General features: G+C 69.7%; 26 protein-coding genes and 1 tRNA gene. 18 read left to right on the plus strand and 9 right to left on the minus strand.

Annotated elements, in window-relative coordinates; all coding sequences use genetic code 11:
- Together J2753_RS00215 and aroE are read right to left on the minus strand one after the other, a co-directional pair.
- Entirely contained in the window at positions 1–588 is a 588-nt protein-coding gene (locus J2753_RS00215) for a helix-hairpin-helix domain-containing protein (RefSeq protein WP_209489293.1), read from the minus strand.
- Between the two features lie 82 nt (positions 589–670).
- Positions 671–1,579, minus strand: a complete 909-nt coding sequence (gene aroE / locus J2753_RS00220) for a shikimate dehydrogenase (protein WP_209489295.1) — start codon at positions 1,577–1,579, stop codon at positions 671–673.
- Positions 1,580–1,677: 98 nt separating this feature from the next.
- Between aroE and J2753_RS00225 the strand changes: the two genes are divergently transcribed.
- From J2753_RS00225 to J2753_RS00240, 4 genes are all read left to right on the plus strand, one after another.
- Positions 1,678–3,015, plus strand: coding sequence for a D-aminoacyl-tRNA deacylase (locus tag J2753_RS00225; protein ID WP_209489297.1), 1,338 nt, complete (start codon positions 1,678–1,680; stop codon positions 3,013–3,015).
- A gap of 69 nt (positions 3,016–3,084) precedes the next feature.
- Complete coding sequence (gene ftsZ / locus J2753_RS00230; RefSeq protein WP_209489298.1) at positions 3,085–4,242, plus strand: cell division protein FtsZ; 1,158 nt, start codon at positions 3,085–3,087, stop codon at positions 4,240–4,242.
- A gap of 84 nt (positions 4,243–4,326) precedes the next feature.
- Positions 4,327–4,512, plus strand: a complete 186-nt coding sequence (locus J2753_RS00235) for a protein translocase SEC61 complex subunit gamma (RefSeq protein ID WP_209489300.1) — start codon at positions 4,327–4,329, stop codon at positions 4,510–4,512.
- Positions 4,513–4,950 carry a transcription elongation factor Spt5 gene (locus J2753_RS00240; RefSeq protein ID WP_209489302.1) on the plus strand — a complete coding sequence of 146 codons (438 nt, stop codon included), beginning with the start codon at positions 4,513–4,515 and terminating at the stop codon, positions 4,948–4,950.
- A 120-nt stretch (positions 4,951–5,070) separates the two neighbouring features.
- Here the strand turns inward: J2753_RS00240 and J2753_RS00245 are convergent, their stop codons facing one another.
- On the minus strand, positions 5,071–5,370 hold the full coding sequence (locus J2753_RS00245) for a DUF7565 family protein (RefSeq protein ID WP_209489304.1): 300 nt from the start codon (positions 5,368–5,370) through the stop codon (positions 5,071–5,073).
- Positions 5,371–5,492: 122 nt separating this feature from the next.
- On the opposite strand from J2753_RS00245, the gene J2753_RS00250 reads away from it, so the two are divergent.
- Positions 5,493–6,227: a PHP domain-containing protein gene (locus tag J2753_RS00250; RefSeq protein WP_209490740.1), complete on the plus strand. Its 735-nt coding sequence runs from the start codon at positions 5,493–5,495 to the stop codon at positions 6,225–6,227.
- A gap of 1 nt (position 6,228) precedes the next feature.
- Here the strand turns inward: J2753_RS00250 and J2753_RS00255 are convergent, their stop codons facing one another.
- The 3 genes from J2753_RS00255 to J2753_RS00265 are packed head-to-tail and all read right to left on the minus strand — an operon-like array spanning position 6,229 to position 8,460.
- Positions 6,229–6,729 carry a metal-dependent hydrolase gene (locus J2753_RS00255; protein ID WP_209489306.1) on the minus strand — a complete coding sequence of 167 codons (501 nt, stop codon included), beginning with the start codon at positions 6,727–6,729 and terminating at the stop codon, positions 6,229–6,231.
- 50 nt (positions 6,730–6,779) lie between these two features.
- Positions 6,780–7,286, minus strand: coding sequence for a CinA family protein (locus tag J2753_RS00260; RefSeq protein ID WP_209489308.1), 507 nt, complete (start codon positions 7,284–7,286; stop codon positions 6,780–6,782).
- 40 nt (positions 7,287–7,326) lie between these two features.
- Positions 7,327–8,460, minus strand: coding sequence for a tubulin/FtsZ family protein (locus J2753_RS00265; RefSeq protein WP_209489310.1), 1,134 nt, complete (start codon positions 8,458–8,460; stop codon positions 7,327–7,329).
- A gap of 84 nt (positions 8,461–8,544) precedes the next feature.
- Here J2753_RS00265 and J2753_RS00270 point away from each other — a divergent pair, with 84 nt between their 5' ends.
- The 10 genes from J2753_RS00270 to J2753_RS00315 are packed head-to-tail and all read left to right on the plus strand — an operon-like array spanning position 8,545 to position 19,178.
- Complete coding sequence (locus J2753_RS00270) at positions 8,545–8,913, plus strand: DUF7310 family coiled-coil domain-containing protein (protein ID WP_209489312.1); 369 nt, start codon at positions 8,545–8,547, stop codon at positions 8,911–8,913.
- On the plus strand, positions 8,910–9,329 hold the full coding sequence (locus J2753_RS00275; RefSeq protein WP_209489314.1) for a DUF7311 family protein: 420 nt from the start codon (positions 8,910–8,912) through the stop codon (positions 9,327–9,329). Before J2753_RS00270 ends, J2753_RS00275 begins: the two co-directional genes overlap by 4 nt.
- Before the next feature lie 38 nt (positions 9,330–9,367).
- On the plus strand, positions 9,368–11,323 hold the full coding sequence (locus J2753_RS00280) for an ATPase, T2SS/T4P/T4SS family (RefSeq protein WP_209489316.1): 1,956 nt from the start codon (positions 9,368–9,370) through the stop codon (positions 11,321–11,323).
- Positions 11,317–13,062 carry a type II secretion system protein gene (locus tag J2753_RS00285; protein WP_209489318.1) on the plus strand — a complete coding sequence of 582 codons (1,746 nt, stop codon included), beginning with the start codon at positions 11,317–11,319 and terminating at the stop codon, positions 13,060–13,062. The genes J2753_RS00280 and J2753_RS00285 overlap by 7 nt, the downstream gene beginning before the upstream one ends.
- Positions 13,063–13,101: 39 nt before the next feature.
- Positions 13,102–13,566 carry a DUF7283 family protein gene (locus tag J2753_RS00290; protein ID WP_209489320.1) on the plus strand — a complete coding sequence of 155 codons (465 nt, stop codon included), beginning with the start codon at positions 13,102–13,104 and terminating at the stop codon, positions 13,564–13,566.
- The gene (locus J2753_RS00295) at positions 13,535–13,945 is read left to right on the plus strand and encodes a DUF7285 family protein (protein WP_209489322.1); all 411 of its coding nucleotides are present in this window, start codon (positions 13,535–13,537) and stop codon (positions 13,943–13,945) included. The genes J2753_RS00290 and J2753_RS00295 overlap by 32 nt, the downstream gene beginning before the upstream one ends.
- A complete protein-coding gene (locus J2753_RS00300; protein ID WP_209489323.1) occupies positions 13,942–14,793 on the plus strand; it encodes a DUF7284 family protein in 852 nt (283 codons plus the stop codon). Before J2753_RS00295 ends, J2753_RS00300 begins: the two co-directional genes overlap by 4 nt.
- Positions 14,790–17,840 carry a DUF7286 family protein gene (locus J2753_RS00305; RefSeq protein WP_209489325.1) on the plus strand — a complete coding sequence of 1,017 codons (3,051 nt, stop codon included), beginning with the start codon at positions 14,790–14,792 and terminating at the stop codon, positions 17,838–17,840. The genes J2753_RS00300 and J2753_RS00305 overlap by 4 nt, the downstream gene beginning before the upstream one ends.
- Positions 17,841–17,874: 34 nt before the next feature.
- Positions 17,875–18,300 (plus strand): DUF5791 family protein, encoded by a 426-nt coding sequence (locus J2753_RS00310; RefSeq protein ID WP_209489327.1) that lies wholly within the window; start codon positions 17,875–17,877, stop codon positions 18,298–18,300.
- Complete coding sequence (locus J2753_RS00315) at positions 18,300–19,178, plus strand: NAD(P)H-binding protein (RefSeq protein ID WP_209489329.1); 879 nt, start codon at positions 18,300–18,302, stop codon at positions 19,176–19,178. The genes J2753_RS00310 and J2753_RS00315 overlap by 1 nt, the downstream gene beginning before the upstream one ends.
- Positions 19,179–19,181: 3 nt before the next feature.
- On the opposite strand, the gene J2753_RS00320 is transcribed toward J2753_RS00315, so the two are convergent.
- A complete protein-coding gene (locus J2753_RS00320; protein ID WP_209489331.1) occupies positions 19,182–20,177 on the minus strand; it encodes a DUF7115 domain-containing protein in 996 nt (331 codons plus the stop codon).
- A 96-nt stretch (positions 20,178–20,273) separates the two neighbouring features.
- On the opposite strand from J2753_RS00320, the gene J2753_RS00325 reads away from it, so the two are divergent.
- Positions 20,274–20,423: transfer RNA gene (locus tag J2753_RS00325), tRNA-Met, on the plus strand.
- A gap of 262 nt (positions 20,424–20,685) precedes the next feature.
- Positions 20,686–21,474, plus strand: coding sequence for an HpcH/HpaI aldolase family protein (locus J2753_RS00330; RefSeq protein ID WP_209489333.1), 789 nt, complete (start codon positions 20,686–20,688; stop codon positions 21,472–21,474).
- 55 nt (positions 21,475–21,529) lie between these two features.
- Here J2753_RS00330 and J2753_RS00335 read toward each other — a convergent pair whose 3' ends face one another.
- Both J2753_RS00335 and sod read right to left on the minus strand, forming a co-directional pair.
- On the minus strand, positions 21,530–21,868 hold the full coding sequence (locus tag J2753_RS00335) for a DUF5827 family protein (protein ID WP_209489335.1): 339 nt from the start codon (positions 21,866–21,868) through the stop codon (positions 21,530–21,532).
- A gap of 102 nt (positions 21,869–21,970) precedes the next feature.
- Positions 21,971–22,573, minus strand: coding sequence for a superoxide dismutase (gene sod / locus J2753_RS00340; RefSeq protein WP_209490741.1), 603 nt, complete (start codon positions 22,571–22,573; stop codon positions 21,971–21,973).
- 168 nt (positions 22,574–22,741) lie between these two features.
- Here sod and J2753_RS00345 point away from each other — a divergent pair, with 168 nt between their 5' ends.
- Positions 22,742–23,929, plus strand: coding sequence for an MFS transporter (locus tag J2753_RS00345; protein ID WP_209489337.1), 1,188 nt, complete (start codon positions 22,742–22,744; stop codon positions 23,927–23,929).
- Positions 23,930–23,940 lie beyond the last annotated feature (11 nt).

The following is a 23,940-nucleotide window of genomic DNA, read 5'->3' on the forward strand; positions in this document are numbered from 1 at the left end:
TTACTCCTCGTCGCTCGCGCGGTCGATCCACTTCCGGACGGTCTTCTCGGGCACCGTGGTTCGCTCGGCGACATCCGCGGCGTCGGCGCCCGCGAGGTCGGCGACGGTCTCGACCCCGATCTCGCCGAGTCGCTCGGAGTAGGCCGGGCCGATCCCCTTGATCTCGTCGACCGGTTCGGTGTCCGCCTCGCCGTCCGCCTCGGCTTCGGCCGCCGCTTCCTCGGCTTTGGCCTCGGCGATCTCGTCCTCGACGGTCCTCTCGGCATCGGGCTGGTCGACATCGACGTCGGCTTCCTCGACGTCGGTGGATTCGTCCTCGGCGTCCGGGCCAGCGGCCTCAGCGGGTTCGGCCCGGCCGGACGCCTCGGCCTGTGCCTCCTCCTCGTCGACGAGGGACTCCGTCGACGCGTCGGCGTCGGTGCCAGCCGCGACCGGTTCGCCCGCCTCTTCGTCAGTGTCGACACCTTTGACTGCCGCCTCGGTCTCGGCATCGGCCTCGCTACCCTTTACTGTCACGTCGCGCTCGGAGCGGCCACTGTCCTCGCTCGTGCCCAGTCCGAGGAGCCGTTTGAGCTTCCGCAGTACCATACTGTCGCGGAAGATGATCCCCGATGGTAAAAACCCAGCGTCGCCTTCGGTCGGTTCAGCCCCGGAAACGGGTGGTCCGAACTCAGAGCCGGTCCCGGAGCGCCTCGTTCATCGCCGCGACGGGGGCGTCGACGCCGGTCCAGCGCTCGAACGCCGCGACGCCCTGGAACAGCAGCATCCACGCGCCGTCGACCGTCTCCGCGCCCGCCCTGCCGGCATCCCGCAGGAGTTTGGTCCGAAGCGGCGAGTAGACCGCGTCTAACACCGCGAGGTCGCCGTGGAGCAGCTCGGCAGGGACGGGCGAGGTGTCGGGGTCCCCCATGCCGACGCTGGTGGCGTTCACGAGCAGATCCGCCTCGGAGAGCCGTTGGTCAAGTGCGTCGAGGCCGCCAGCTTCGACGTCACCAGAACGCGAAGCGTTCTGGTTGGCGAACGAGAGCCGCTGGCTCTCGTTAACGCCGAGGCCGGCGAAATCATCGGCAAGGGCTTCTGCACGCTCCACGGTCCGGTTGGCGACGAACACCTCGGCGCCCGCGTCAGCCAGCGCGTAGGTGGCCGCCCGGCCCGCACCGCCGGCGCCGACGACGACCGCGGAGTTGCCCGCGATTTCCACATCGTGGTGCTCGAACGCCCTGACGACACCCTCCACGTCGGTGTTGTGGCCCTCCGGACGGTCGTCGCCGTCGCCGGCGTCGCCACTCTCGCCGTCCCCGCCGGCCTCGTCGAACGTGATGGTGTTGACTGCACCCACCGCCTCCGCCGTCGGCGTCGGGTCGACGTACGGCAGCACCTCCTGCTTGAACGGGACGGTGACGTTGAGGCCGGCGACGCCCAGCGCGTCGGCGCCCTCGACGGCCGCCGCGATGCGCTCGGGGTCGGCTTCGAGCGTGACGTACCGCGCGTCGAGTGAGCGCGCTTCGTAGGCGGCCTCGTGCATCGGCGGCGAGAGCGAGTGTTCCACGGGGTTGCCGATCAGGCCGTAAACGTCCATACCCGTCCCAGCACCAGCGCGAGCAAAAACCCCGCGGCGTCCACGGGGGGCTCGCCGGAGCCGACGGCTACTTTGCCGACGCCGTCGGAGCCTCGCCCATGACTATCGGCATCGTCGTCTCGCGGGCCGACCGGGCCTCGGTGCATATCGGCGAGCAGCTGCTCGCGCAGGGCAACTGGACCGAACACGAGGACGACGAGCGCCCGGACGCCGACGGCGGCGGCGCGTACTACCGCGACGGCCCGTTCGAACTCCGGGAGTTCGACGAACTCCACATCGACCTCGACGACCCCGCGCCAGCGTTCAGCGAGGCGCCGCGCCTCCTCGTTTTCGTCTCCCGGCACTCCGGCGAGACGGGCGCGCTCCTGACTGGCCACTTCACCGGGAACTTCGGCGAGGCGGAGTACGGCGGCGCCGACGCCGACCTCGCCGAGACGGCACCCAGCGCGCTTTCGGCGTATCTCGGCGCGCTCGGCGCGCACGCGCCGGATGGATACGACATCGCCGTCGAAGGCACCCACCACGGACCCACGGCGCTCGACACACCCTCCTTCTTCGCGGAACTGGGCAGCGGCGACGAGCAGTGGGACGACCCCGAGGGCGCCCGCGCGGTGGCGCAGGCCGTGCTCTCGCTCCGTGGCGTCGGCGCCCACCGGGAGCGACAGCTCGTCGGTATCGGCGGCGGCCACTACGCCCCGCGATTTGGCCGCGTCGTGCGTGAGACGCCGTGGGCGGTGGGCCACATCGCCAGCGACTGGCAACTGGAAGAACTGGGCCATCCACGGACGAACGAGGCCAGGGAAGTGCTTGAGGCGGCGTTCGAGCGCAGCGGTGCCACCCACGCGCTGCTGGACGGCGAGCACCCCGAGGTGGCCGAGGCCATCGAGGCTCTAGGCTATCGAATCGTCAGCGAGACGTGGGTCCGGACCGTCGGCGACCGGCCGCTGGGGCTTGTGCGGGCGCTTGAATCCTCGGTGGCAACCGTCGACGAGGGGCTCCGATTCGGCGCGCGCGTGCCGGATTCCGCGGACGACTGGGAGAAAGTGAGCCTGCCCGACGACTTGCTGGCGACCGCCCAGAACGTCGACGGCGAGGCGACACGAGCGGCGGTTCGGGAGGCGACTGTAGCCTTCGACACTATCGAAAACGGCACCCGGGCGAAGGGTGACGCCGCGGTTCCCGATGGCGATTCCTACGCCAACCTGATCGGCGATCTGGCGGCGATCCTGCGCGAGGACTACGACGAGGTGTCTGTCGCAGCCGACGCCGTGGTGGCTCGGGAGGAGGCGTTCGACCCCGAGAAGGCACGGAAGTTGGGGATCCCCGAGGGCCCGAAGATGGGGATGCTCTCGGGTGGCCAGCCCGTCGAGGTCGACGGCGAGCGGATCCCGCCCACAGCGGTCCACAGCGAGCGTGAGGAGCGGTTCCCGGTGTAGATCGGCGGCGGATCTCGAGTTCGGACCATGCAGAAAGATGAATAGGCTCCACCGTATACCCCTGAGCAAATGGACTCCATCGTAGAAGAGGCAATCGACGAGGCCGAAGGCGAGGGCAGCGGGGAGCCCGAGCCGACGGCCGAGGAGGAGACGCCGGCAGCGACCGACGCCGGCAGCGAGACGCCCACCTCGGGGAAGATGACCGACGAGCAGCTTCAGGACGTTCTACAGGACCTGAAGACCAACATCACGGTGGTCGGCTGTGGCGGCGCGGGCGGCAACACCGTCAACCGGATGCACGAGGAGGGGATCCACGGCGCGAAGCTGGTCGCCGCCAACACCGACGTCCAGCACCTCGTCTCCATTGAGGCCGACACGAAGATCCTGATGGGCAAGGAGAAAACGCAGGGCCGGGGCGCCGGCTCGCTCCCGCAGGTCGGCGAGGAGGCCGCCATCGAGTCTCAGGAGGAGATCAAGGACTCAATCGCCGGCTCGGACATGGTGTTCGTCACTGCCGGGCTCGGCGGCGGTACCGGGACTGGCTCGGCGCCCGTCGTCGCCAAGGCCGCACAGGCCGCGGGCGCGCTGACTATCTCCATCGTCACCACGCCCTTCACTGCGGAGGGTGAAGTCCGGCGGACGAACGCCGAAGCGGGCCTCGAACGGCTGCGTGACGTGTCGGACACCGTCATCGTCGTGCCGAACGACCGACTGCTCGACGCCGTCGGGAAGCTCCCCGTGAAGCAGGCGTTCAAGGTCTCCGACGAGGTGCTGATGCGCTCGGTCAAGGGGATCACCGAACTGATCACCAAGCCCGGGCTGGTGAACCTCGACTTCGCCGACGTTCGCACCGTGATGGAGAAGGGTGGCGTCGCGATGATCGGCCTCGGCGAGTCCGACACCGAGGAGAAAGCCGAGGACTCGGTCCAGTCCGCGCTCCGTTCCCCGCTGTTGGACGTGGACATCTCCGGCGCCAACTCCGCGCTGGTGAACGTCACCGGTGGCTCGGACATGTCCATCGGCGAGGCAGAGGGCGTCGTCGAGGAGATCTACGACCGGATCGACCCCGACGCACGGATCATCTGGGGGACCTCCGTCGACGAGGAGATCGAGGGTCGGATGCGGACGATGATCGTCGTGACTGGGGTGGAGTCCCCCCAGATCTACGGCGGCGGCGAGGGCACGGGGCGCGGTCCCTCGCCCGAGCAGCTGCAGGACGTGAACTGAGCCGAAACCGCGGTTCCGACGTTTTCCTGACCCGAGCGCGTATTCAATAGATAGAAAAGGCGTCGGGCTGAACTTCACAGCAAGATGGACGTCAAATACGACCTCTCGGAGTACATCCGCGTGCTCAAACTCGCGAGCACCCCCGAGTGGGAGGAGTTCTCGATGGTCGCCAAGATCGCCGGGGCCGGCATCTTCCTCATCGGCTTTCTCGGGTTCGTGATGTTCGCGATCATGAGCTTCGTGCCGGGCGCCGTCCCGGGTGGTGCGTAGATGCCGATCTACGCCGTCAAAACCACCGCGAGACAGGAAGAGACCGTCGCCGACATGATCGCCTCGAAAGAGATGGCCGAGATCCACGCCGTGCTGGCGCCGGACTCGCTGACCTCCTACGTGATGGTCGAAGCCGACGACGACTCGATCATCGAGCGACTGCTCGACGAGATCCCCCACGCCAACGGGATCGTCCCGGGCACGTCGTCGATGACCGAGGTCGAACATTTCCTCTCGCCGACCCCGGACGTGGAGGGGATCGCCGAGGGCGACATCGTCGAACTGATCGCCGGCCCGTTCAAAGGCGAGAAAGCACAGGTCCAGCGCATCGACGAGGGCAAGGACCAGGTGACGGTCGAACTGTACGAGGCGACGGTGCCGATCCCGGTCACGGTGCGTGGCGACCAGATCCGGGTGCTCGACTCCGAGGAGCGATAGCTCCTCGTGCCGAACGAACGGCGCGTTGCGCCGTTCGTCGACAGCGAGGAACGGTAGTCTCTCGCGCCGCCGCTCGAAGCGGGAAACAGTTTTTCAGAACGTCGGCGCCGCGTGTCGACGCTACTGCGAGCGGGCGTTTAGCTGTTCGACGACGCTCTGTAGATCCGCGTTCTCCTCGATCTCCTCTTTCACTGCTTCACGGGCGCGGACGTCGCTACTGTCGGCGTCGTAGGCGCGGACGTACTCAGAACGGGTGTGTTCGTCGAACGCGTGCCGGATCGCGAAGTAGCCCTCGGGGACGATCGTCCCGCACACCTTGCACTCGTGGCGCTGGTGTTCGGTAGTCTGATGAACGATGACCGGTTCGGGGCCGTCGAACTCCCGGCCACAGCCGGCGATCCCGCAGTTCCAGGCGCTCATACCCGCCCCCTAGGGTGGGGACGGCAAAAGGGTTCTCCCCGACGCCCGGTCGCGAACACGGAGGCTATTTGGGCGACGACCGATTGCCACCGTACGTGACTACGGCGACGACGCGGGTGGACATGCACGTCAAGACCCTCGACGGACGGGTCGTCGAGCGGGCGAAGGCCCGCGGTATCGACGTGCTGGTGTACGCCCCCCACTTCACGCGCCTGCCGGAGATCAGGGAGCAGGCCGAGCGCCACAGCGACGCCGACCTGCTGATCGTCCCGGGCCGAGAGATCTTCACGGGCAACTGGCAGAACCGTCGCCACCTGCTCGCGGTGGGCCTCTCCTCGCCCGTCCCGGACTTCATCTCCTTCGAAGGCGCGCTCTCAGAGATCGTCGAGCAGGGCGCCGCGCTCTGTGTCCCCCACCCGACGCTGCTGAACGTGAGCCTCGGCCGGCCGGAGATCCGGGCCTACGCCGACCACATCGACGCCGTCGAGACGTACAACGCCAAGTCCCCGCCCCACGTCAACAGCCGTTCCAAGCGGGTCGTCGAGGAGGCGGGGCTGCCGGCGTTTGGCTCCTCCTACGCCCATCTCCGGGGTACCGTCGGCGAGGCGTGGACCGCCTTCGATACCGAAATCGAACAGGAAACCGACCTGGTGGAGGCCCTCGTGTCGGGCGTCGACCGGCGGGTCGTCCACCGCTCGGGGCCCCAGCACCGCCTGCGACGCCTCGCGGAGTTCGCTCATCTGGGCTACGAGAACTCCTGGGGGAAGATCGACCGACTGTTCCTTTCTGGCACCGAGCCAACCCACCCCGACCACATCGCCTACGGAGGCCGCTTCGACGACGTGGCCGTCTACTGACTCAGGGGAGGCCGAGTGCCGTCAGGCCGCCGAGTTCGAGCCCCGGTGGGAGGTACTGCGGGATCACGTGAACGAACAGCGCGAACACGCCGATCTCGATCAACGTGACGACAATGGTGACCACGTCGGCGTACGTGCTCGTGGTCGTGACTCCCGTCGGCGAACCGAACTCCTCGCTCCAGAGCGGGTAGAACAGCGCGATGCCGCGCTTGCTCCCCAGCATGTCGAGCACGTAGTGGCTCAGGATCCCCGCCCAGACGAAATCGAGGTTGCCGAAGAAGACGGGGTACGCCAGGAAGATCCCGAGCACGGGGAGGTTGTGCAGCGTCTTGCGGTGTTTGCCGAAGGCGGTGTCGACGTCGGGGAACAGCGCCCCGAGCACCAGCGGCATCGACACCTCGGCGATGGCGACGAACGTGGGCACGTCGCCGGAGGGCTCCAGCACGTAGCCGACGCCGATCGCCAGCAGGAGGGCGTTGAGCACGTGGCCTTTCTTGTCCATACGTTCCCCAGCGAACGGCACCCCGCAAAGCGTTTCGGTCGGCGACTTCTTCAGAGTTCGTCGAGCAACAGCGAAAGCGCCTTCCGCGCGATCTGTTCTTTGATCTCGGTCCGCGAACCATCGAACACGTGCCGGGAGACCTCCGTGTAGGAGCCGTCAGTCCCCCAGTCGGCGGCGTAGGCGCGGCCGATGAACACCGTCCCGACGGGCTTCTCCTCACTTCCGCCTTCGGGGCCGGCGATACCCGTCGTCGAGAGGCCGAACGTCGTCCCCGCGGTGTCCCGGACGCCTGCAGCCATCTGCTCGGCGACCGGGGCGGAGACGGCACCGTGGCCGTCGAGACTCTCGCGGGCGACCGCCAACTCGGTGAGTTTGGCGTCGTAGGAGTAGGTGACGACCGAGCGGTCGAAGTAGTCCGAAGAGCCCGGCACGTCGGTCAGTAGCGATCCGATCAGGCCGCCCGTGCAGGATTCGGCGACGGCGACGGTCGCGTCACGCTCGCGTAGGGCGTCGCCGATGCGCTCCTCGACCGGCGGGTCGTCGGCGTACTCACGCATGGTCGGGATGCACGTGCGAGGCGGAAATAGGCGACGGGCCTCAGAGCAGGTCGTCGAGTTCGTCGTTCTGGAACGACTCGGCGGCATCGCGCTTGGCGGCGCCCTCGCTCTGGTCGTCGGTCTCGGCTTGAGCCTCGGCGGCGCGATTCATGAACGCCGTCACCCGCGGCGAGCCCTCGACGCCGCTCAGGAGGACCAGCGCGGATATATCGTCGGTATCGAGCGGGAAATCGCCGCCGCGGACCTCCATGCTGCCGGTCTCCTCCTCGACCCACGAGCGGGCGCGTTCGACGCCCTTCCGGGAGAGCGAGTCGGGGCGGCCGGCGGCGACCAGCAGCGCCGCGTCGGCCGTCGTCGCCTCCGGAAGGCTGGTCCCCGTCAGCAGCGCCTGCCGCGTGGTACTGGTGACGACGTTGACGTTATCGTCGGGGTCCTCGCTTGCTTCCGAGGAGGCGTAGCCGACCGCCGCGAGTCCCCCGCCACGGAGCGTGTTGATCACCTCGCTGGTGTCGACGACGCTCTGGCCCACGTCGCGGTCGATTCCGCCGCCGCCCAGTCCCATCGAGCGGTCTTCGATGGGTTCGCCGGCCGCCAGCAGCAGGCCGATGCGGCGCGCGATGCGCTCGTTGATGGTCGCCATCCCCTCGGCGACGCTGTCGCCCGTCTCGCGCCACGCGTCGTTGTCGATCAGGATCGTCGAGTCGGCCTCGCGGGCGAGCGTTTTGAGCGAGCGGCCGGCGTTGGCCTGGTAGAGCGACCCCTCGTCCCGCCCCGGGAGGATGCCGATAGCGTAGACCGGCACGTCGTAGATTCGCTCGAGTTCCTTCGCGAGCACGGGCGCGCCGCCAGATCCCGTGCCGCCGCCGAGGCCGGCGACGATGAAGATGGCTTCCGTCTCGGAGTCGATCCGGCCGCTGAGTTCGTTCAGCACCTCGTCGGCGTCGTTCTGCATCACCTCCGCACCGAGTTGGTTGTCGCCGCCGACGCCGTGGCCCTTCACCACGTCCTGCCCGATCAGGACCGTGTCCAGCGGCAGGCCCTGGAGGTCGGCCTTGGCGCTGTTGATTGCCAGGGCGTCCCGGATCGCCCGGAACCCCATCTCGTCGTCGTACTCGGCGAGGGCTGTCGCCACTTTCCCGCCCGCCTGCCCGACGCCTACGAGGACCGTCTTCATGAACGCTCGTTCACCGCGAGAGACTGTTAAGCTTCTCCCACATACGGCCCGTTCTTTATCGCCGATCGGGCGACAACCCGGGGTATGACCGACAGCGACGACCTGGAGCGTCGACTCGCGGCCGTCGAGCGTGCCGTCGACGGCGATATCGACCCCGCCAACGCCGAAATCGAGGACCGCGAAGCACTCGAAACACGACTGGAGAGCCTCGAGTCCCGCGTCGACGAACTCGACGCCGCGGTACAAGCGATACGGGGGTTCCTGGGCGGCGTCTCGGCAGTCAACGAAGCAGTCGAGCGGCGGGCGGACGCCGCCGTCGCCGCGGTCGAACGGCTGGAAGCACGCCTCGACGGTGACGCGTTGGTCGCACCAGACCTCCCGGATGACGGCGACGAAAGCGCCGAGGGCGGCGACCAATCGAGCCTGCGCGACCGGCTTCGCAGCCACCGGTGATCCGCGCGCTGCTGGCAGTCGCGCTAGCGGCCGCGCTCCTCGCAGCGACGCTGCCGGCGGTCGAGTCAGCCGCCGCGGACCGCACAGCGGCAGCGCTGGACCGGGATATCGACCGGATCGAGCGCGCCGGCAAGTCGCTTCTGGCCGACGACGACCCGGGCGCGCGGCGGGTAGTGACCGTCACGCTTCCAGCGAAATCCCTCAGTTCGGCAGGTGTGGACGGGTTCACGATTGCCTGCCAGCCACGCTGCACGGTCCGCTATCGCCTCGACGGCGCCGGGTCGCGAACGCGCCGGCTCACGCTTCCAGTGACGACACCGGACGGACCGATCCGACTCGCACGCGCCGGCGAGCACCGGCTCACACTCCGGCTCGCCAGAAGCGACGGTAGCCGGGTCGTCGAACTCCACAGCTGAGCCGAGCGTTCAAGTACGAAACCGGGACCAACCCCACTATGTCGTTGCTCCCGCGCCGCTCGGCGGACGCCTGTCGCTGCCAGCCGGCGTTCGTCGCGCCCGCAAGCACGGGCGTCCAGGACCGAACGGAGCTCCAAGTCGACGCCGACGACTGCCCCGGCGACGGCGATCTCGCCGTCGAACCGCCCTGCCGCGCGACCGTGATCGACGCGCTCGCGGATCGGGGCGCCGACGCGATCCGGGTCCGTTCGGCGGGCTACGAGCGCTGGTACGTCGAGGATGCGGTGGCGCTGCTCCGCGCTGCTGGGCAGTTCGCCGCACTCGCCGAGCACCACGACGCCGAAATCACTGCGACGGCCCGGACGGACCCGCTCGGGGCTGCGCACGAAGCGGTCGGGAGATCCGGGCCGGTGGGTCGCCTCGCCGCGGAAACAGGGCTTGCTGAGGGTGCGGCGCGCGCCGACGGCGACGGCTACGAGGCCGCGCTTCGCTCTCACGACGGTCCGGCTATCGCCCGCTGCCGGATCGACCACCGGCCGCCCGCTGAGGCTCGACTCCGAGACTCGGTTTCGCTCGAGCCAGGCGGTACTGTCCGGCGCTACACACTCGGCCTCGACTCAGCAGGAGACGCCGACGCGCTCTACCACCTCACCCCCGCCTCGGCGTCGTTCGACGCCCGCGCGTTCGAACTACTCAATGATGCAGCGGCGTGGCTGGCCGACTCCGGCGGTTCGAGTGATCTCGCCCCCGCGCGGGCAGTCCGGCAGGTCGCCCACGGCGACGATCCCGTCGAAGAACTCGCGACGATACTCCGGAAACACACTCACGGCGCCGGCGTCCTCGAGGACCTGTTCGCCGACCAGCGGGTGTCGGACGCCTACGTCACCGCACCCGCCGGGGAGACGCCGATCCGGGTCGTCGTCGACGGCGAGTCGATGCCGACGAACGTCCGCCTGACCCCCGAGGGCGTCGGCACGCTCGCTTCCCGCGTCCGGCGGGTTAGCGGCCGGTCGTTCTCACGGGCCAGCCCCCAGGTCGACGCCGCGCTCTCAGTCGGTCCACCGGGCGACCGCGAACAGGTCCGCGTGGCCGGCGTGACGCGGCCGCTCTCGCCCGGCACCGCGTTCGCGATCCGGCGCCACGACTCCGAGCCATGGACGCTTCCTCGGCTCGTCGCAGTCGGGTCGTTGACGCCGCGCTCGGCCGGACTACTCTCCTTGGCCGTCGAACGTGGCGCGACCGGGCTGGTCGCCGGTGCCCGCGGCGCCGGGAAGACGACGACGCTCGGCGCGCTCCTGTGGGCGCTCCCACACCGAACTCGAACAGTGCTGATCGAGGACACGCCCGAACTCCCGGCGGCCGCGCTCCGCGCTGCGGGCCGGGACGTGCAGTCGCTCCGGGTCTCCCGCGGCGACGACGAGACGGGTGAAACCAGCCCCGCGTCGGCACTCAGGACTGCCCTCCGACTCGGCGAGGGCGCGCTGATCGTCGGCGAGGTTCGGGGCGAGGAGGCCGGCACGCTGTACGAGGCGATGCACGTCGGCGCCGCTTCGGGGACGGTGCTGGGGACGGTTCACGGCGACGGCGCGGGGTCGATCCGGACCCGGATGACCGAGGACCTCGGTGTGAGCGAGTCGGCGTTCGCCGCGACCGGGTTCGTGCTCACCGTCGCCGACACGGCGCGTGGCCGGCGGGCCGTCGGCCTCGAGGAGGTCGAAGCAGTCGCCGGCGGCACCGAACTCCGCCCGCTGTTCACCCTCCAGGACGGCGACCTCGAACCAACTGGACGACTCGACCGCGGCGAGAGCAGCCTGCTAGCCGATCTCGTGGCTCCCGGCGAGAACTACGGGGACGTGCTCGCGGGACTCCGCGAACGGAGCGAGCACCTCCGCGCGCTAGCTGCCGACGGCGTCACGCGCCCGGCAGCGATCCGCGCAGAGCGGCAGGAAGCATCCAGCGCGACCGTCCCTGATACCGGTGGCGGATCGTGGTAGCCCGCCGATCGCCCCTCGAGCAGGCGGTCACCACGCTCGCCGAGCGCTGGCCACGCGAGCCGTCTGTCGACGACGAACTGGTCGATGCCTGTAACCGCCTCGGCTGGCCCAGCGCGGCGGATGTCGTCGCTTTCGGCGAGGCAGCAGGCGTCGCAGTGGCAGCAGTCGGCACCTTGGTCGTTACCACAACTGGCGCGCTCTCGTTGCTCCCGCTTGCACTCGTGCTCGGTGCGGTCCCGCCACTCGCCGCCCGTCACGTGCCAGTCGCCGTCGCCGAACTCGCAGCGACCCGCGCCGTCGGCGACGCCCCGGCCCTGGTCGGCCGGCTAACGCTCCGACTCCGGATCGAGCCGAGCCTGGAACGAGCGACCGCGTTCGCCGCCGACGCCGGCGAGAGTACGCTCGCCGAATCGCTCCACGAGCACGCTCGCCGGGCGAAGGGGACCCCTTCGGCCGGGCTCCAGTCGTTCGGGGAGGAGTGGGGTGAGAAGGCGCCGGCGATCCAGCGAGCGGCTGCACTCGCGGTCGATGCGGCCGAATCACCACCAGAGGCTCGCGACAGGGCGTGTGAGCGCGCGCTCTCGGCCGTCCGAACGGGTGTCGAGGAGCGCGCAGCGGCGTTCGCAGGCGAGATCCGTGCGCCGCTGACGGGACTCTACGCGTTCGGCGTGCTGTTGCCGCTGGCGCTCGTCGGCGTGCTCCCCGCGGCGCGGCTCGCAGGTGTGAACGTCGGGATCGGTGCGCTGACGGCGCTGTACGTCGTGATCCTCCCCGGCGGGCTGCTCGCGGCCAGCGGCTGGCTGCTCGCACAGCGGCCGGTTTCGTTCCCGCCGCCCGAGATTGGCCGGAGCCAACCGGAGATTCCCGACCGACGCGGAACTGCGGGACTGCTCGGAACAGTTTCCGGTGGAGCCACTGCGGCGGTCTGTCTCGTGGTCCTGCCGTGGGTGGCGCCAGTCGCCGCGGCCGGTGTCGGGGTCGGCATCGCGCTGCTGTGGCTGTTTGCACCGGCGCGACGGCGCCGCCGAGAGATCCGAGAGACAGAGGCGGGCATCCCCGACGCGTTGGGGCTCACCGGACGGCGTGTCGCCGACGGTGTCGCCGTCGAGCGCGCGCTCGCGGAGGTCGCGGAGACACTCCCGGATCGGACCGGCGACCTGCTCACGGATGCCGCAGGACGGGGAGAGCGGCTGGGAGTGACGGTCGAGGGTACCTTCTTCGGTCGGTTCGGCGTGCTCCGGCACGTCCCGAGCCCGCGGGCTCGTGACGCCGGCCGACTGTTCGCGCTCGCGGCCAGGGAGGGCGCGCCTGCCGGGGACGCGTTAGTGGAGGCGGGCGAACACCTCCGGGAGCTCCGCCGGGTCGAGCGCGAGGCACGCCGGGAGTTGGCGACGGTCACCGGCACGCTGTCGAACACCGCGGCCCTCTTCGGCCCGCTCGTCGGCGGCGTCTCCGTGGCGATGGTCGGTCGGCTCCCTGACGACGCCAGCGGGTCGTTAGGAGGTGGATCTACGACAGGCCCTGCGGCGTCGACGGCAAACACGGCGCTCGACGTGGCGTCGCTCGGACCAGTCGTCGGCGTTTACGTACTCCTGCTCGCGGCGATTCTGACAGCGCTGGCGACGGCCCTGGAGCGCGGACTCGACCGCTCGCTGCTCGGCTACCGCGTCGGTATCGCGCTCCCGACAGCGACAGGCGCGTACGTCGCGGCCGTCGTCGCCGCCAAAGCGGTGCTCTGAGCCGAGAGTTCAAGTACCGGAACGGAACCACTCCGGACCATGCTCGGACCCCCAATCGACTCGCCCGCGCTCCACGCCGGCCTCGTGGTGGCCGCGGCGGCGTTCCTCGCCGTCGCAGGATCGCTTCCAGCCAGTCCGGCGCCCGACGCGGCCGGCGTCGCGGACACGGTCGACCGTGTCGCCGTCGGCGAAGCGTCGACTGCAGCGAACGATGACCATGCCGCCGACCGCGTCCGAATCCGACCCACCGGGATCGCCATGCGAAACGACGGCGCCACGGCGCGCGCGACGTTCGCGTTCGGGCCGGTCGTCCCTGTCCGGGACGGGCCGCTTCGAGCAGTGCTGGAGGGCGAGTCACCAGAAGCCGTCTTCGATGACCATGCTGGGTTCATCGATGCCGTCGAGACCGCGACGGAGCGCAAGCCACGCTGGGTCAGATCGGACCGGATCGCCGTCAGGGGGGTGAGCTGGGATGGCGACCGTGTCACCCTCGTCGGCGCCTGAGCGGCGCGGGCAGGCCTCGCCCACGGCAGCACTGGTCGCGGTCGCCGCGGTCGGGATCGGTCTCTCGCTCTACGCGACGGTGTTCGCCGGGGTCGTTCCGACGGCGGATCGGGACGTGGCGACGCCGACGCTCTCGGCGGTCCACGAGGCCGTCGCTCCCGCCGGCGTCGCGGGGCCGGCGCGACTCGAGGCCGCTGCTGAGGCAGGGCCTACGGGCTGGTCGGTCCGGGTCGAACTGCGTACCGGTCCCCGGCAGTGGACCGCAGGCACGGCACCGGCGCCCGGGGTGGACAGGCAATCCGCCGGTCGTCGCGTGCCGGTTCGAGTCAGCCCCGGGCAGGTCCAGTCAGGGTGGCTCCGAGTGGTGGTTCACCGATGACCAGCGCCGCACTGGACGCCTGTCTCTGCCTCCTGCTGGTCAGCGCGGCCGCGGTGACCGTCACCAGCGCGCCCGCACCAGACTCGGGGGTCGCTGAAACAGACAGGGCTGACGCCGTCGCCGAGACGCTGGCCGCGACGACCGCGGACGTTCCCCATCGGCTCCAGCCGGCTCCGGGCTCGAACGACGACGGGAGCCCGGAGTTCGAACGCGTGGCCCACGGGACACTCGCCTCGCTACTGGCCGATGCTGCGGTCCGAACCGTCCGCGTCGACGGGACAGCGCTAACCGGGACCAGCGACGGGTTTGCCGACGCGGTCCGCGAGACTGTCCGCGAGCGGCTCCCGCCGCGGACCCGCGTCGTCGTGTATTGGGAGCCGTACCCGAACGCGCATCTCGGCCGGCAGTTCGCTGTCGGACCGTCGCCGCCGGGCGACGCCGATGTGCACGCCGAGACGGTCCGGGCGCCGAGCGGCGTCGACTCGCCTTCGTCCGGAGCCGTCTCCTCGGCGACGAACGAGGGATTCGACGCGCTTGGTCGGGTCGTCGCCGAGTCGCTGGTACGTGGGCTCTTCCCGCCGGCGAAAGGTCGGCTGGCACTGGGCGGCGACGCACCGGTTGACGACCTCGTTCGCCACCGCTACCGACGGGCAAGCGAAGCGTACGGTGTCGATACAGCAGCGGCCATCGAACAGGTGGACACGCGTGCTGCGAACCGCCGAATCGCCACAGCGATGCAAGATCGGGTCGTCGCGGACCTTCGAACCAGTACCGAGAGCCCCAGCGAGGCGGCAGCCTCGCTCGAACTTGGAACCGTCGAGATCTCCGTCCGAACGTGGTCGCCGTGAGCCTGCACGAGGACCGGCGGGGGCGGGTGCCGTTCGCGCTCGTCGGCGTCCTGCTGCTGGTCGGCGCGTCGGTGTACGCGACCGGTCTGGCCGACAGGGCGGAGCCGTCGATCGAGCAGCCGGCCACAGCGGCGATGGACGACGTGGAGCGCGATACGCGACCCGCCCTCCGTGCAGCGGTCCGCGACGCCGCCCGCGAGTCAGCGCGCGAACCGGTCACCGAACCAGCAGACACCCCAGCGGGACAGGCACTGAACACGACATCACCGTTCGTCGACGCACTCAGACTCCGGATCGCGGCTGGTGCTCGCCAAGCGCTCTCGGAGGTCAGCCGGGAGCAGGACGGGGTCCGAGCAACCGCCTCGCTCCCCCTCGTGAACGGATCGACGGCGTCGCTCCGTCGGGCCAAACACGGGATCCAAGTCCGCCCGGTCGACGACGGGGCGTCGATGCTCGTCACCGTCAGGAACGTCACTGTTCGGGCCCGTGCGGACGGCCGCGTGCTCTCCCAGCGGCGGCTGAACGTCACGCTGACTGTCGATGCGCCCGTGCTGGCGCTCCATCAGCGAACTGAACAGTACGAGTCGCGACTGAACCGCGGCGCGCTGGCTGGGCCGGGCCTCTCGCGCGGGCTGACCGGGCGGCTGACAGCCCTGACGATGGCGCGGGGCTACGGCCGCTACGCCGGCGCGCCGATCCAGAACGTGCTCGGGAACCGCCACGTTGAGCTATCGACCAACGCCGCGCTGCTGGCCCAGCAGCGGGCGGCGTTCGGCCGCGCGGACCCCGACGGCGCCCGTGCCGTCGACGTGGCGACGGTCCGTGTCGGCGTGCTCGACGTGCTCGGCGGCCGCCACGACGGCGCCGCCGGCTGGACGAAGACGGTGCTCGACCCGAGCGCCGTCGGCGACAGGACGGAAGCGGACGGCTTCGACCCACAGCCACCCGACAGGCCGCCGATCACCGCTGCTCCCGATGCCGTGGCTGACGAAGCATACCTCGATGCCACTGAGGGCCCGGGGACAGCCGGGAGCTACCGCGTCCGGAGCCACCTCCGAGCCACGGTGGTGAGTCGGTCGAGTGGGACGCGGCCCGCACCGCGGCTGGAGAACTGGACGCTCCTGACCGAGCGCATCGATCAGCGGACGACCGTGAAGGTGATCGAACAGGACTCGAACCGCGCCGAATCAGCGGCCGTCGACGCCCGCCGAAAGGTGATCGTCCGCCACACCGTCGAGCGAACGTGGTACCGCAACGGGTCGTTCCAAACGACGACCACCGAGTGGACCGAGACGGCGCGCGTCGCCGTGCGCGTCAATGTGGCGTACGACCCGGACGACACTGCGCCGGATCGGCCGACAGAGCCGCTCTTCGAACGTGGCGGCGCACTCGACGGACCGAACCTCGCCAGCGCTCGTGAGCGGGCGGCGACCGAGTTGCTCGACGCGAACGGCGGCGTCGACGGCGTCGCCGTAGCTGCCGCGGAACGACGGGATGGAGCGCTGACCCGAGAGCGAACCAGCGTCGCGGCGCGGCCGGACGGACTCGACGCGTGGGTGCTTGCGGACCTCCGAGAACTCCGCGCGTCCGTCGCGAACGTCTCCGTCACGGTTCCGTCCCGCGAGGTCGCTGCCGGCGAGGCGAACGCGCCGGCCCTGCTCGCCGCGGCAGTTCGTGAGCGGCGCGCAGCCCTGGTCGACGCGCCGGCGACGTACGACGGCGCCGCGGACCGGGCACGTGTCGCAGCCCGCGCAGCGTACGTGGACCGCGTTATCGCGGCACTGGAGTCTCGCGCAGCCGACACTCGGGACCGGAACGGCGACTACCGAACGGAACTCAGTGGGGGAGCCACCGGTCAGCTCTCGAGGCTGATCGAACTCGGACGGGAGACTGCCGGTGCGGACGATCCCTACCAACGGGACAGGGAAAGTGGCGAAGAGCTGGTCGTGACCCCTGACGGGTCGCCGGCCTACCTCACGCTGTCGTCGGTCGGCCACCAGCGCGTGCCCACCGTGGCTCCCGGCGAGTCAGTCCACCCGCTGACCGCGCGGACGACCAACTGGGTCGCCATGCCTTACGGCGACGCCGCTGACGGTGTCGCAGACGCCCTGCTGGGCGGCGGGAAGCGGCGGGTGAGCCTCGAAACTGCCGCAGCGACGCTGATCGCCGCGAACCGGACGGCCGCGACCGCTGGAACGGCGAACGGCTCAGCGGCCGAGTTAGCGGCGAACCGTGCGGAACTGACCGCTGCAGTCCGACGGTCGGTCAGGAACGCCGAACGTGAGGTCTGTGCCGCTGTGACTGACGGGACCGGGAACGACCGACGGACCTGCCGGGACGCAGTCGTCGACGTGCGCAGCGAATGGCCGACGCTCGGTCACCGCGCACAGGCGATGGGCAACGGGAGCTACGCGGCTGCGTTCGGCGATGCGCTGGCGGCCCGGGGCGTCGGCGCCGCGGCGGCCGACGAAGCCACCGTTCGTGTGCGGGTTCGGCTCCGAGAGCTCGATGCAAAACGGGAGACAGGCGTCCCCGCCGCGATGACGAACCAAACTGCATCCGCGGTCCAGCAGGTGGCCCGGAAAGTCGTCAAGAAGCAGTCGAAGGCCGTGATCCGGAACGAGAGTGAGCGAGCGATGCGCCGGCTTACGGGTGCCTCGCGACTCCCAGCCGGGGTTCCGGTCGCGCCGCCGCCATACCCCTGGATCGCGAGCGTGAACGCCTGGAGCGTCACCGTCCGCGGGGAGTACCAGCGATTCGTTGTCCGGGCACGTGGTCCCGCGCCCGATGGTGGTGGCGGCGTCCTCCGATACGTCAGAGATGGGTCCTCCGTAGCGTTCGACGCCGACGGCGACGGCCAAGCGGAGCGACTGGGCCGAAACGACCACGTCTCGTTCGAGGCGTCGACGACCGTCGTCGCCGTCGTGCCGCCGGGACCGCCCGGGATCGGCGACGTGGACGGGAACCGGGACGAACGGTCGCCGGGATGGCCCTGCCCGGGCGACGAGGAGACTGATCGCTGCACGCGGGGTGAACAACCGGAGTAACAACGGTTTTGGCCGGGCGACGCCACCCACGGGTATGTTGCACGACGTAGCCGAAATCGGCGACGCGCCGTCGCCGTCGGCGCTCCGCGCGGCCTACTTCGAGGAGATGGCGGCAGTCGTCGCCGAGTTGGGCGTCGACACGGTCGTCGGCGGCACCGGCCTCGACCGGGCGACTGTCGCGGCCATCGAGTCGGGAGAGACGCCCGAACTCACCCTCGAGGAGGCCGCCGAAGTGCTGGCGCTCGGCGACGCCGCGCCCGACACCGAGGCCATCGCGTGGGAGGCCCGCGACCACGTGCTGATGGGGATGACCGCGGCGGTCGTCGACGTCGACACCGTGGCACGGGAGACCGATCTCGACCTCGATGCCAAGGAGGTCCAGCAGGCAATCGAGGGGCGACTCCCGACCACGCTCGCACAGTTCGCGGCGATCCAGGCGTTCATCGACGGCCGGCGCTGATGGGCGTCCTCGTTCTCGGCTGTGGCTACATCGGCCGCGAGTTCGGGAAACGGCTCGTCGACGCGGGCCACGACGTGACCGGCGTCGTTCGATCCGCATCGAGCGCGGATGCGGTGGCGGCCGACGGGATCGATCCGGTCCAAGCGGATCTGACCGACTCCGGCGTCGTCGCCGACCTCCCGGATGCCGACGTGCTGGTGTTCTCGGCCTCGGCGGGTCGCGGGAGCGTCGAAGAAGCCCGGGCGCTCTACATCGACGGACTCGGCGGGGTGATTTCAGAGTTCGAGGAGCGGGCTTCTCCCCCCAGCCGACTGCTGTTCACCTCGACGACCGGCGTCTACGGCGACCACGGCGGCGACTGGGTCGACGAATCGACGCCCATCGGTCCCGAGCGACCCAAGGCCGAGGTGATCGCGGAGGCCGAAGACATCGTCCGCAAGAGCGCGTTCGACGCCACGATTGCCCGTTTCGCCGGGCTCTACGGACCCGGGCGCTACCGGCTGTCGTCGTACCTCGATTCCGTGACGGCGGGCTGGCGGAACGCCGTCCATCGCGACGACGCCGCGGGCGCGCTGGCGTGGTTCGTGACCGAGGACGTGGCTCGCGAGGAGACGGTGTTGGTGAGCGACGGCAGCCCCGTGGATCGCTGGGAGTTCGGTGACTGGCTGGCCGACCAGTGCGGGGAGCCAACCCCGGAGAAACTCACCGTCGAGGAACGGCTCGACGGACTGCCGGAGTCGGCGAGCCTGCGAGTCGCGAGTCAGAAGCGCTGTCGGAACGACCGGCTGGAGGCGCTTGGGTACGATCTGACCTACCCGTCAGTGTACGAGGGGTACGAAGCCGCCATCGACGCCTATCGGCGCGGCGAGGACGTATAAGCGCTACCGGCCCTGTCGGAGCTCTTCGATCAGCTGTTCGATCAGGTCGTTCTGGCGTTCGAGTTCCGTCTGCTGGGTTTCGATGGCCGTCCGGAGGTCGTCGATCTCCGCGGCGAGATCAGCAACGTCGGGGTCTTCGGATTCGGCCTCGGTCTCAGCAGTCGTCGACTCCCCGGTACTCCGGGTGGTTTCCTCAGTCACCTGCTCGATGATCCGGTCGGTGGCGGTGGATTCGGACTCCTCAGTGGTGGAGTCCGCTTCCTCGCCGGTGGTGTCGACCTCGTCCTCGCCGAACAGTTCCGGGCCCTCGCCGAACGGCGAGTCCGTGTCCGCCGCGGCGTCGCCCTCGGTAGCGTCCTCGTCGGCGTGTGCCGCGCGGAGTTCCTCGACGCTCTGGACGTCGTGGTAGGAGAGCAGCGCGTCGGTGATGGCCGCCTCGACCGCCCGGGCCTCGTCGTTGGGCGTCTTGAAGCGCTCCTGCCGGCCGCCGTGGGTCAGGACGACGCTGGTCGCGACGTTCCCCGGCTCGAAGTCGAGGTCCGTGACGTTCTCGAAGGCGTACTCCTCGAACTCCTCGTCCCAGACGGCCTGCCCGATGTGTTTGACGACGCGCCGGTCGGTGATCACGAGGGTGAGCTCCGAGAAGCGGAACGTCCGCTTGACGGTCTCGCCGGCGTCGGTGATCCCGTGGGCGTCGAGCACGCCAGCGAGCAGCGGGTGGAGCACGTCGTCGAGGTTCCCTTTCGGGATCGAGAGCGTCTCCTCGCCGTCGAGGCCGTAGTCGAGCGTGAGTTTGGCTTTGCGTCGGCTCGTCGTCAGTGTGATGCGCTCGGCGTCGTGGGGGAATGCCTCGACGGTCTCGTCGGAGAGCAGCCCCTCGGCGCGGTAGACGAGCGTCCGGATCGGGGTGACCACGAGGCGGTCCTCGCCGCCAAGCGTGACCTCCGCGACCGGTTCCTCGCCGTCGAGATGCTCGGTGAGGGTCTCCGGCAGGCTCATACTCGGGGGTTCGCGCGCCGGGGCATAAATCCGCGTGGCTCGACGGCCGTCGGAGATGGGAGGGTTTAAGTCCGAGATGCGATTACGCAGGAGTGCGGCCGGGTGGCTTAGCTGGACATAGCGCCGCACTCATAGGGTATCGAGATTCGGTGCGGTACGCCTAGGAACCATCCGCAGCCCTCGGGGCCCGCCGAGCCTCGAACCTGGGTCATGCGGAGATCGCGGGTTCGGAGCCCGCCCCGGCCATTCTCACGGTTCGCAACGACGACGAGCGAACGCTGTGAGCGAGGAGTCCGAGAACCGTGTATCGGACCGTCGCGGGCGGAGAGCCCGGAACGGTCGCCGTGAACGGAGCGTCGCGGCGTGAACGGCGATACGGGAGAGCTTTGCTCTCCCGGAAGTTCGAGCCCGCCCCGGCCATTCTCACGGTTCGCAACGACGACGAGCGAACGCTGTGAGCCACGCCCCCTCCGGCCAACTTTTAGCCGTCGCCTGCGAGAGGGCAGGTATGACCGACCGCCCACGGACCGAGGGGATGGAGCTCCGGGAGAAACTCGCCGCCGACGAGGCGCCAATCGGCAGCTGGGTGTCGCTCGGATCGACGGCTGCCGCCGAAGTCGCCGGGGGCCTCGGCTTCGACTTCGTCGTCGCCGACACCGAACACACCCCCCTATCAGTCGAGAGTGCGGGCGAACTCGTCCGCGCCGTCGACGCCGCCGGCGACACCGACACGGTCGTCCGGGTGCCCGAGAACGACACCACCGAGGTCAAGCGCGCGCTCGATCTCGGCGCCGCGGGCGTGATGGCGCCCAATATCGAGAGCGCCGGCGCGGCCGAGGCACTGGTCTCGGCCACGCGCTACCCGCCGGAGGGTGTCCGTGGCGTCGCCGGCAGCCGAGCCAACGACTACGGCACGCACACGAAAGCGTACTTCGAGAACGCCAACGAGTCCATCGCGGTGATCCCGCAGATCGAGTCCGCCGCCGGCGTCGAGCACGCCGACGAGATCGCGGCCGTCGACGGCGTCGACACGCTGTTCGTCGGGCCCGCCGACCTCTCGGCGAGCCTCGGCTGCTTCGGCGAGTACGACGACCCGACCTTCCTCGACGCGCTTGACCGCGTGTTCGCGGCGGCTGAAGAGGCCGGCGTTCCGGTCGGCACGCTCGCGACCGGACCCACGGAGATCGACTCGTGGCACGAACGCGGCTTCGACTATCTGATCGTCGGCACGGACATCGGCTACCTCCGGCAGGGCGCGAAGGCCGCAAAAGAACACTACGAGTCGCTGTCTCGGTAGGCGGATCCACGGGCCCTCGCCGGCCCAGGCGAACACAGCGTCCGGTGGGGGTTCTCTACTCGCTCGGTTCTGCGTCGGTATCGGATTCGGCGGCGCTCTCGGCGTCGGACTCACTCGGGACGTCCGTCCCGCGACGCAGGCCGTAGTAGCCCGGCGCGCCCTCCTCGGGTGGGTCGGCGACGACGAGTTCCTCGGCGTTGTTCATCACCCACGGGACCGCCCAGTCCAGCAGCACCGACTCGGTCTCCTCGTCGATGTCGGCGTCGGGGTCGAGCCCCTGAAGCAGGCGGGCGATCTCGTAGATGGTGTACATCTCCTCCGCGGCCAGTAGCTCCTCGGGCGTGTAGAAGTCACACGGGAACAGCTGGTCGAAACTCTCCTTGGTACGTGGCATACGCCGTCGTTCGGCCGGAGCCGCGTAAACGCTACCGGTCCGGAACCGGCGTCGAAAGAAAATCGGGACGGTGACGCGTTCGTCGCTGCGTGCTCAGCTTGCTTATTCAAATAGCGCGACGGCCTGCTCGTAGCGGGCCGACGGCTCTTCCCAATCGACTACCTCGAAGAACGCGTCGATGAAGTCGCCGCGTGCCGGGCCGTAGTCGTAGTAGTAGGAGTGCTCCCAGACGTCGAGGGCCAGAATCGGGTGCGAGCCCCAGAGTGCGCCCTTGTCGTGCTTGTCGACGACGACGTTGCGAAGCTGGTTGCTGTAGGAGTCGTACACCAGCAGCGCCCAGCCGCCGGCGGACGACGCCGAAGCCTCGAACTCGCCCTTCCAGGCGTCGTAGGAGCCGAAGTCCTCCTCGATCCGGTCACGGAGCGCGCCGGTCGGCTCGTCGCCGCCCTCGGGCCCCATGGACTTCCAGAACAGGTCGTGGAGGATGTGCCCCGACCCGTTGTGGGTCACGTTCCCGATAGCGCCCGGCGAGGAGCCGAACTCCCCGTTCTCGCGGTTCTCCGCGAGGGTTTCCTCGGCGCTGTTCCAGCCGTTGACGTAGCCCTGGTGGTGCGTATCGTGATGCCACGTCAGGACCTGCTCGGAGATGGAGGGTTCAAGCGCGTCGTACTCGTACGGTAGCGGCGGTAGTTCGTACTCAGTCATCGGTGAATCACCCATCAGTGTGTTGGGTTACGGTTCGTGTTAAACATTGGTGAAAACGAACGTTACCGACTCACACACCCACTTTCGGCCCGCGGTGGATTTCCACGGTCGCCAGCAGAGCGTTCCGGAACGGGCACGCACTTACGTCGGTGGGTTAGAGTGGTGGGTATGTCTTGGCGCGGCGTCTCGCTCGTCTCCGGCTGGCAGTTCACCGCCAGTCTCTGTTTCTACACCGTGTTCGCGGCGACCGCGTTCGTGCGCGAAGGGTTCAACGTCTCGCTCGGCGTGACCGGGCTGACGGTGACGGCGATGATGCTGGGCTACACCGCGCTGCTGTTCGTCACCGGCGCGGCGACCGACGCGTTCGGTGAGCGGCCGCTGCTGGTGTACGGCCTGCTCGCACTCGCGGCCGGCATGGCGTTCGTCGCGCTGTCGCCGTCGTTCCCCGTGCTGCTGGCCGCGCTGCTGTTCGTCGGCTTCGCGTACGCGACGGCGATGCCCGCGACCAACCGCGCGTCGGTCCACGTCGCGCCACCGGGCCGGGAGGCGCTGGCGATGAACGTCAAACAGGTCGGCGTCACCGGCGGCAGCGCCGCCGCGGCGATCCTGATCACGCGGATGGCGACGACCGACGCCGCCGACGTGCTGGGGTTCATCCGCTTCGACTGGCAGGCCGCGTTCCTCGCGGCCGCGGTGCTCGCCGTCATCGTCGCCACGATCACCGCCTGGCGCTACGAGGGGAAGCCCGCGAGCGGCCAGCTTTCGACGCCGGACGTGCGCGCGCTGCTCGACGACCCCTCCTACCGCGGCCTGCTGCTCTCGGGGCTGCTTGTCGGTTCGGCGGTGTTCACCACCACCAGCTACGTGGTCCCACACGTCACCGACTCCGTCATGGCCGCGGCGGGTGTCGGCGGGTCGATCCTCGCGACGACGCAGTTGACGGGGAGCGCGGGCCGACTCCTCGGCGGCGAGATCGCCGACCGGATTCCGGGCACCGACGTGCGCGGGCCCGCGCTGGTGCTCGCCGGCCAGTCCGCGCTCGCGGCCGTCGGCTTCATCGGCGTCGTACTCTCGAGCGGCGAGGCGGCGACGTGGGTCGCCTTCGGCTTCGTCGGCATCTTCGTGCTGGGGTTCCCGGGCGTCTACTACGCGACGATGACTGCGATGGTCGACGACGACGAGGTGGGCGCGGCCACGGCGGGCGGCCAGACCGCGCTCAACACGGGCGGCCTGATCGCGCCGCCGCTGTTCGGCAGCGTCGCGGAGACGGTGGGCTACGACGCCGGCTGGACCGGGCTAGCGGTCCTGAGCGGGTTCGCAGCCGTCGCAGTATGGTTCTCTATCGCGCGGGATTAGGGGATTAGCAA

It is taken from the genome of Halolamina salifodinae, from assembly GCF_017874235.1.
GTDB lineage: Archaea > Halobacteriota > Halobacteria > Halobacteriales > Haloferacaceae > Halolamina > Halolamina salifodinae.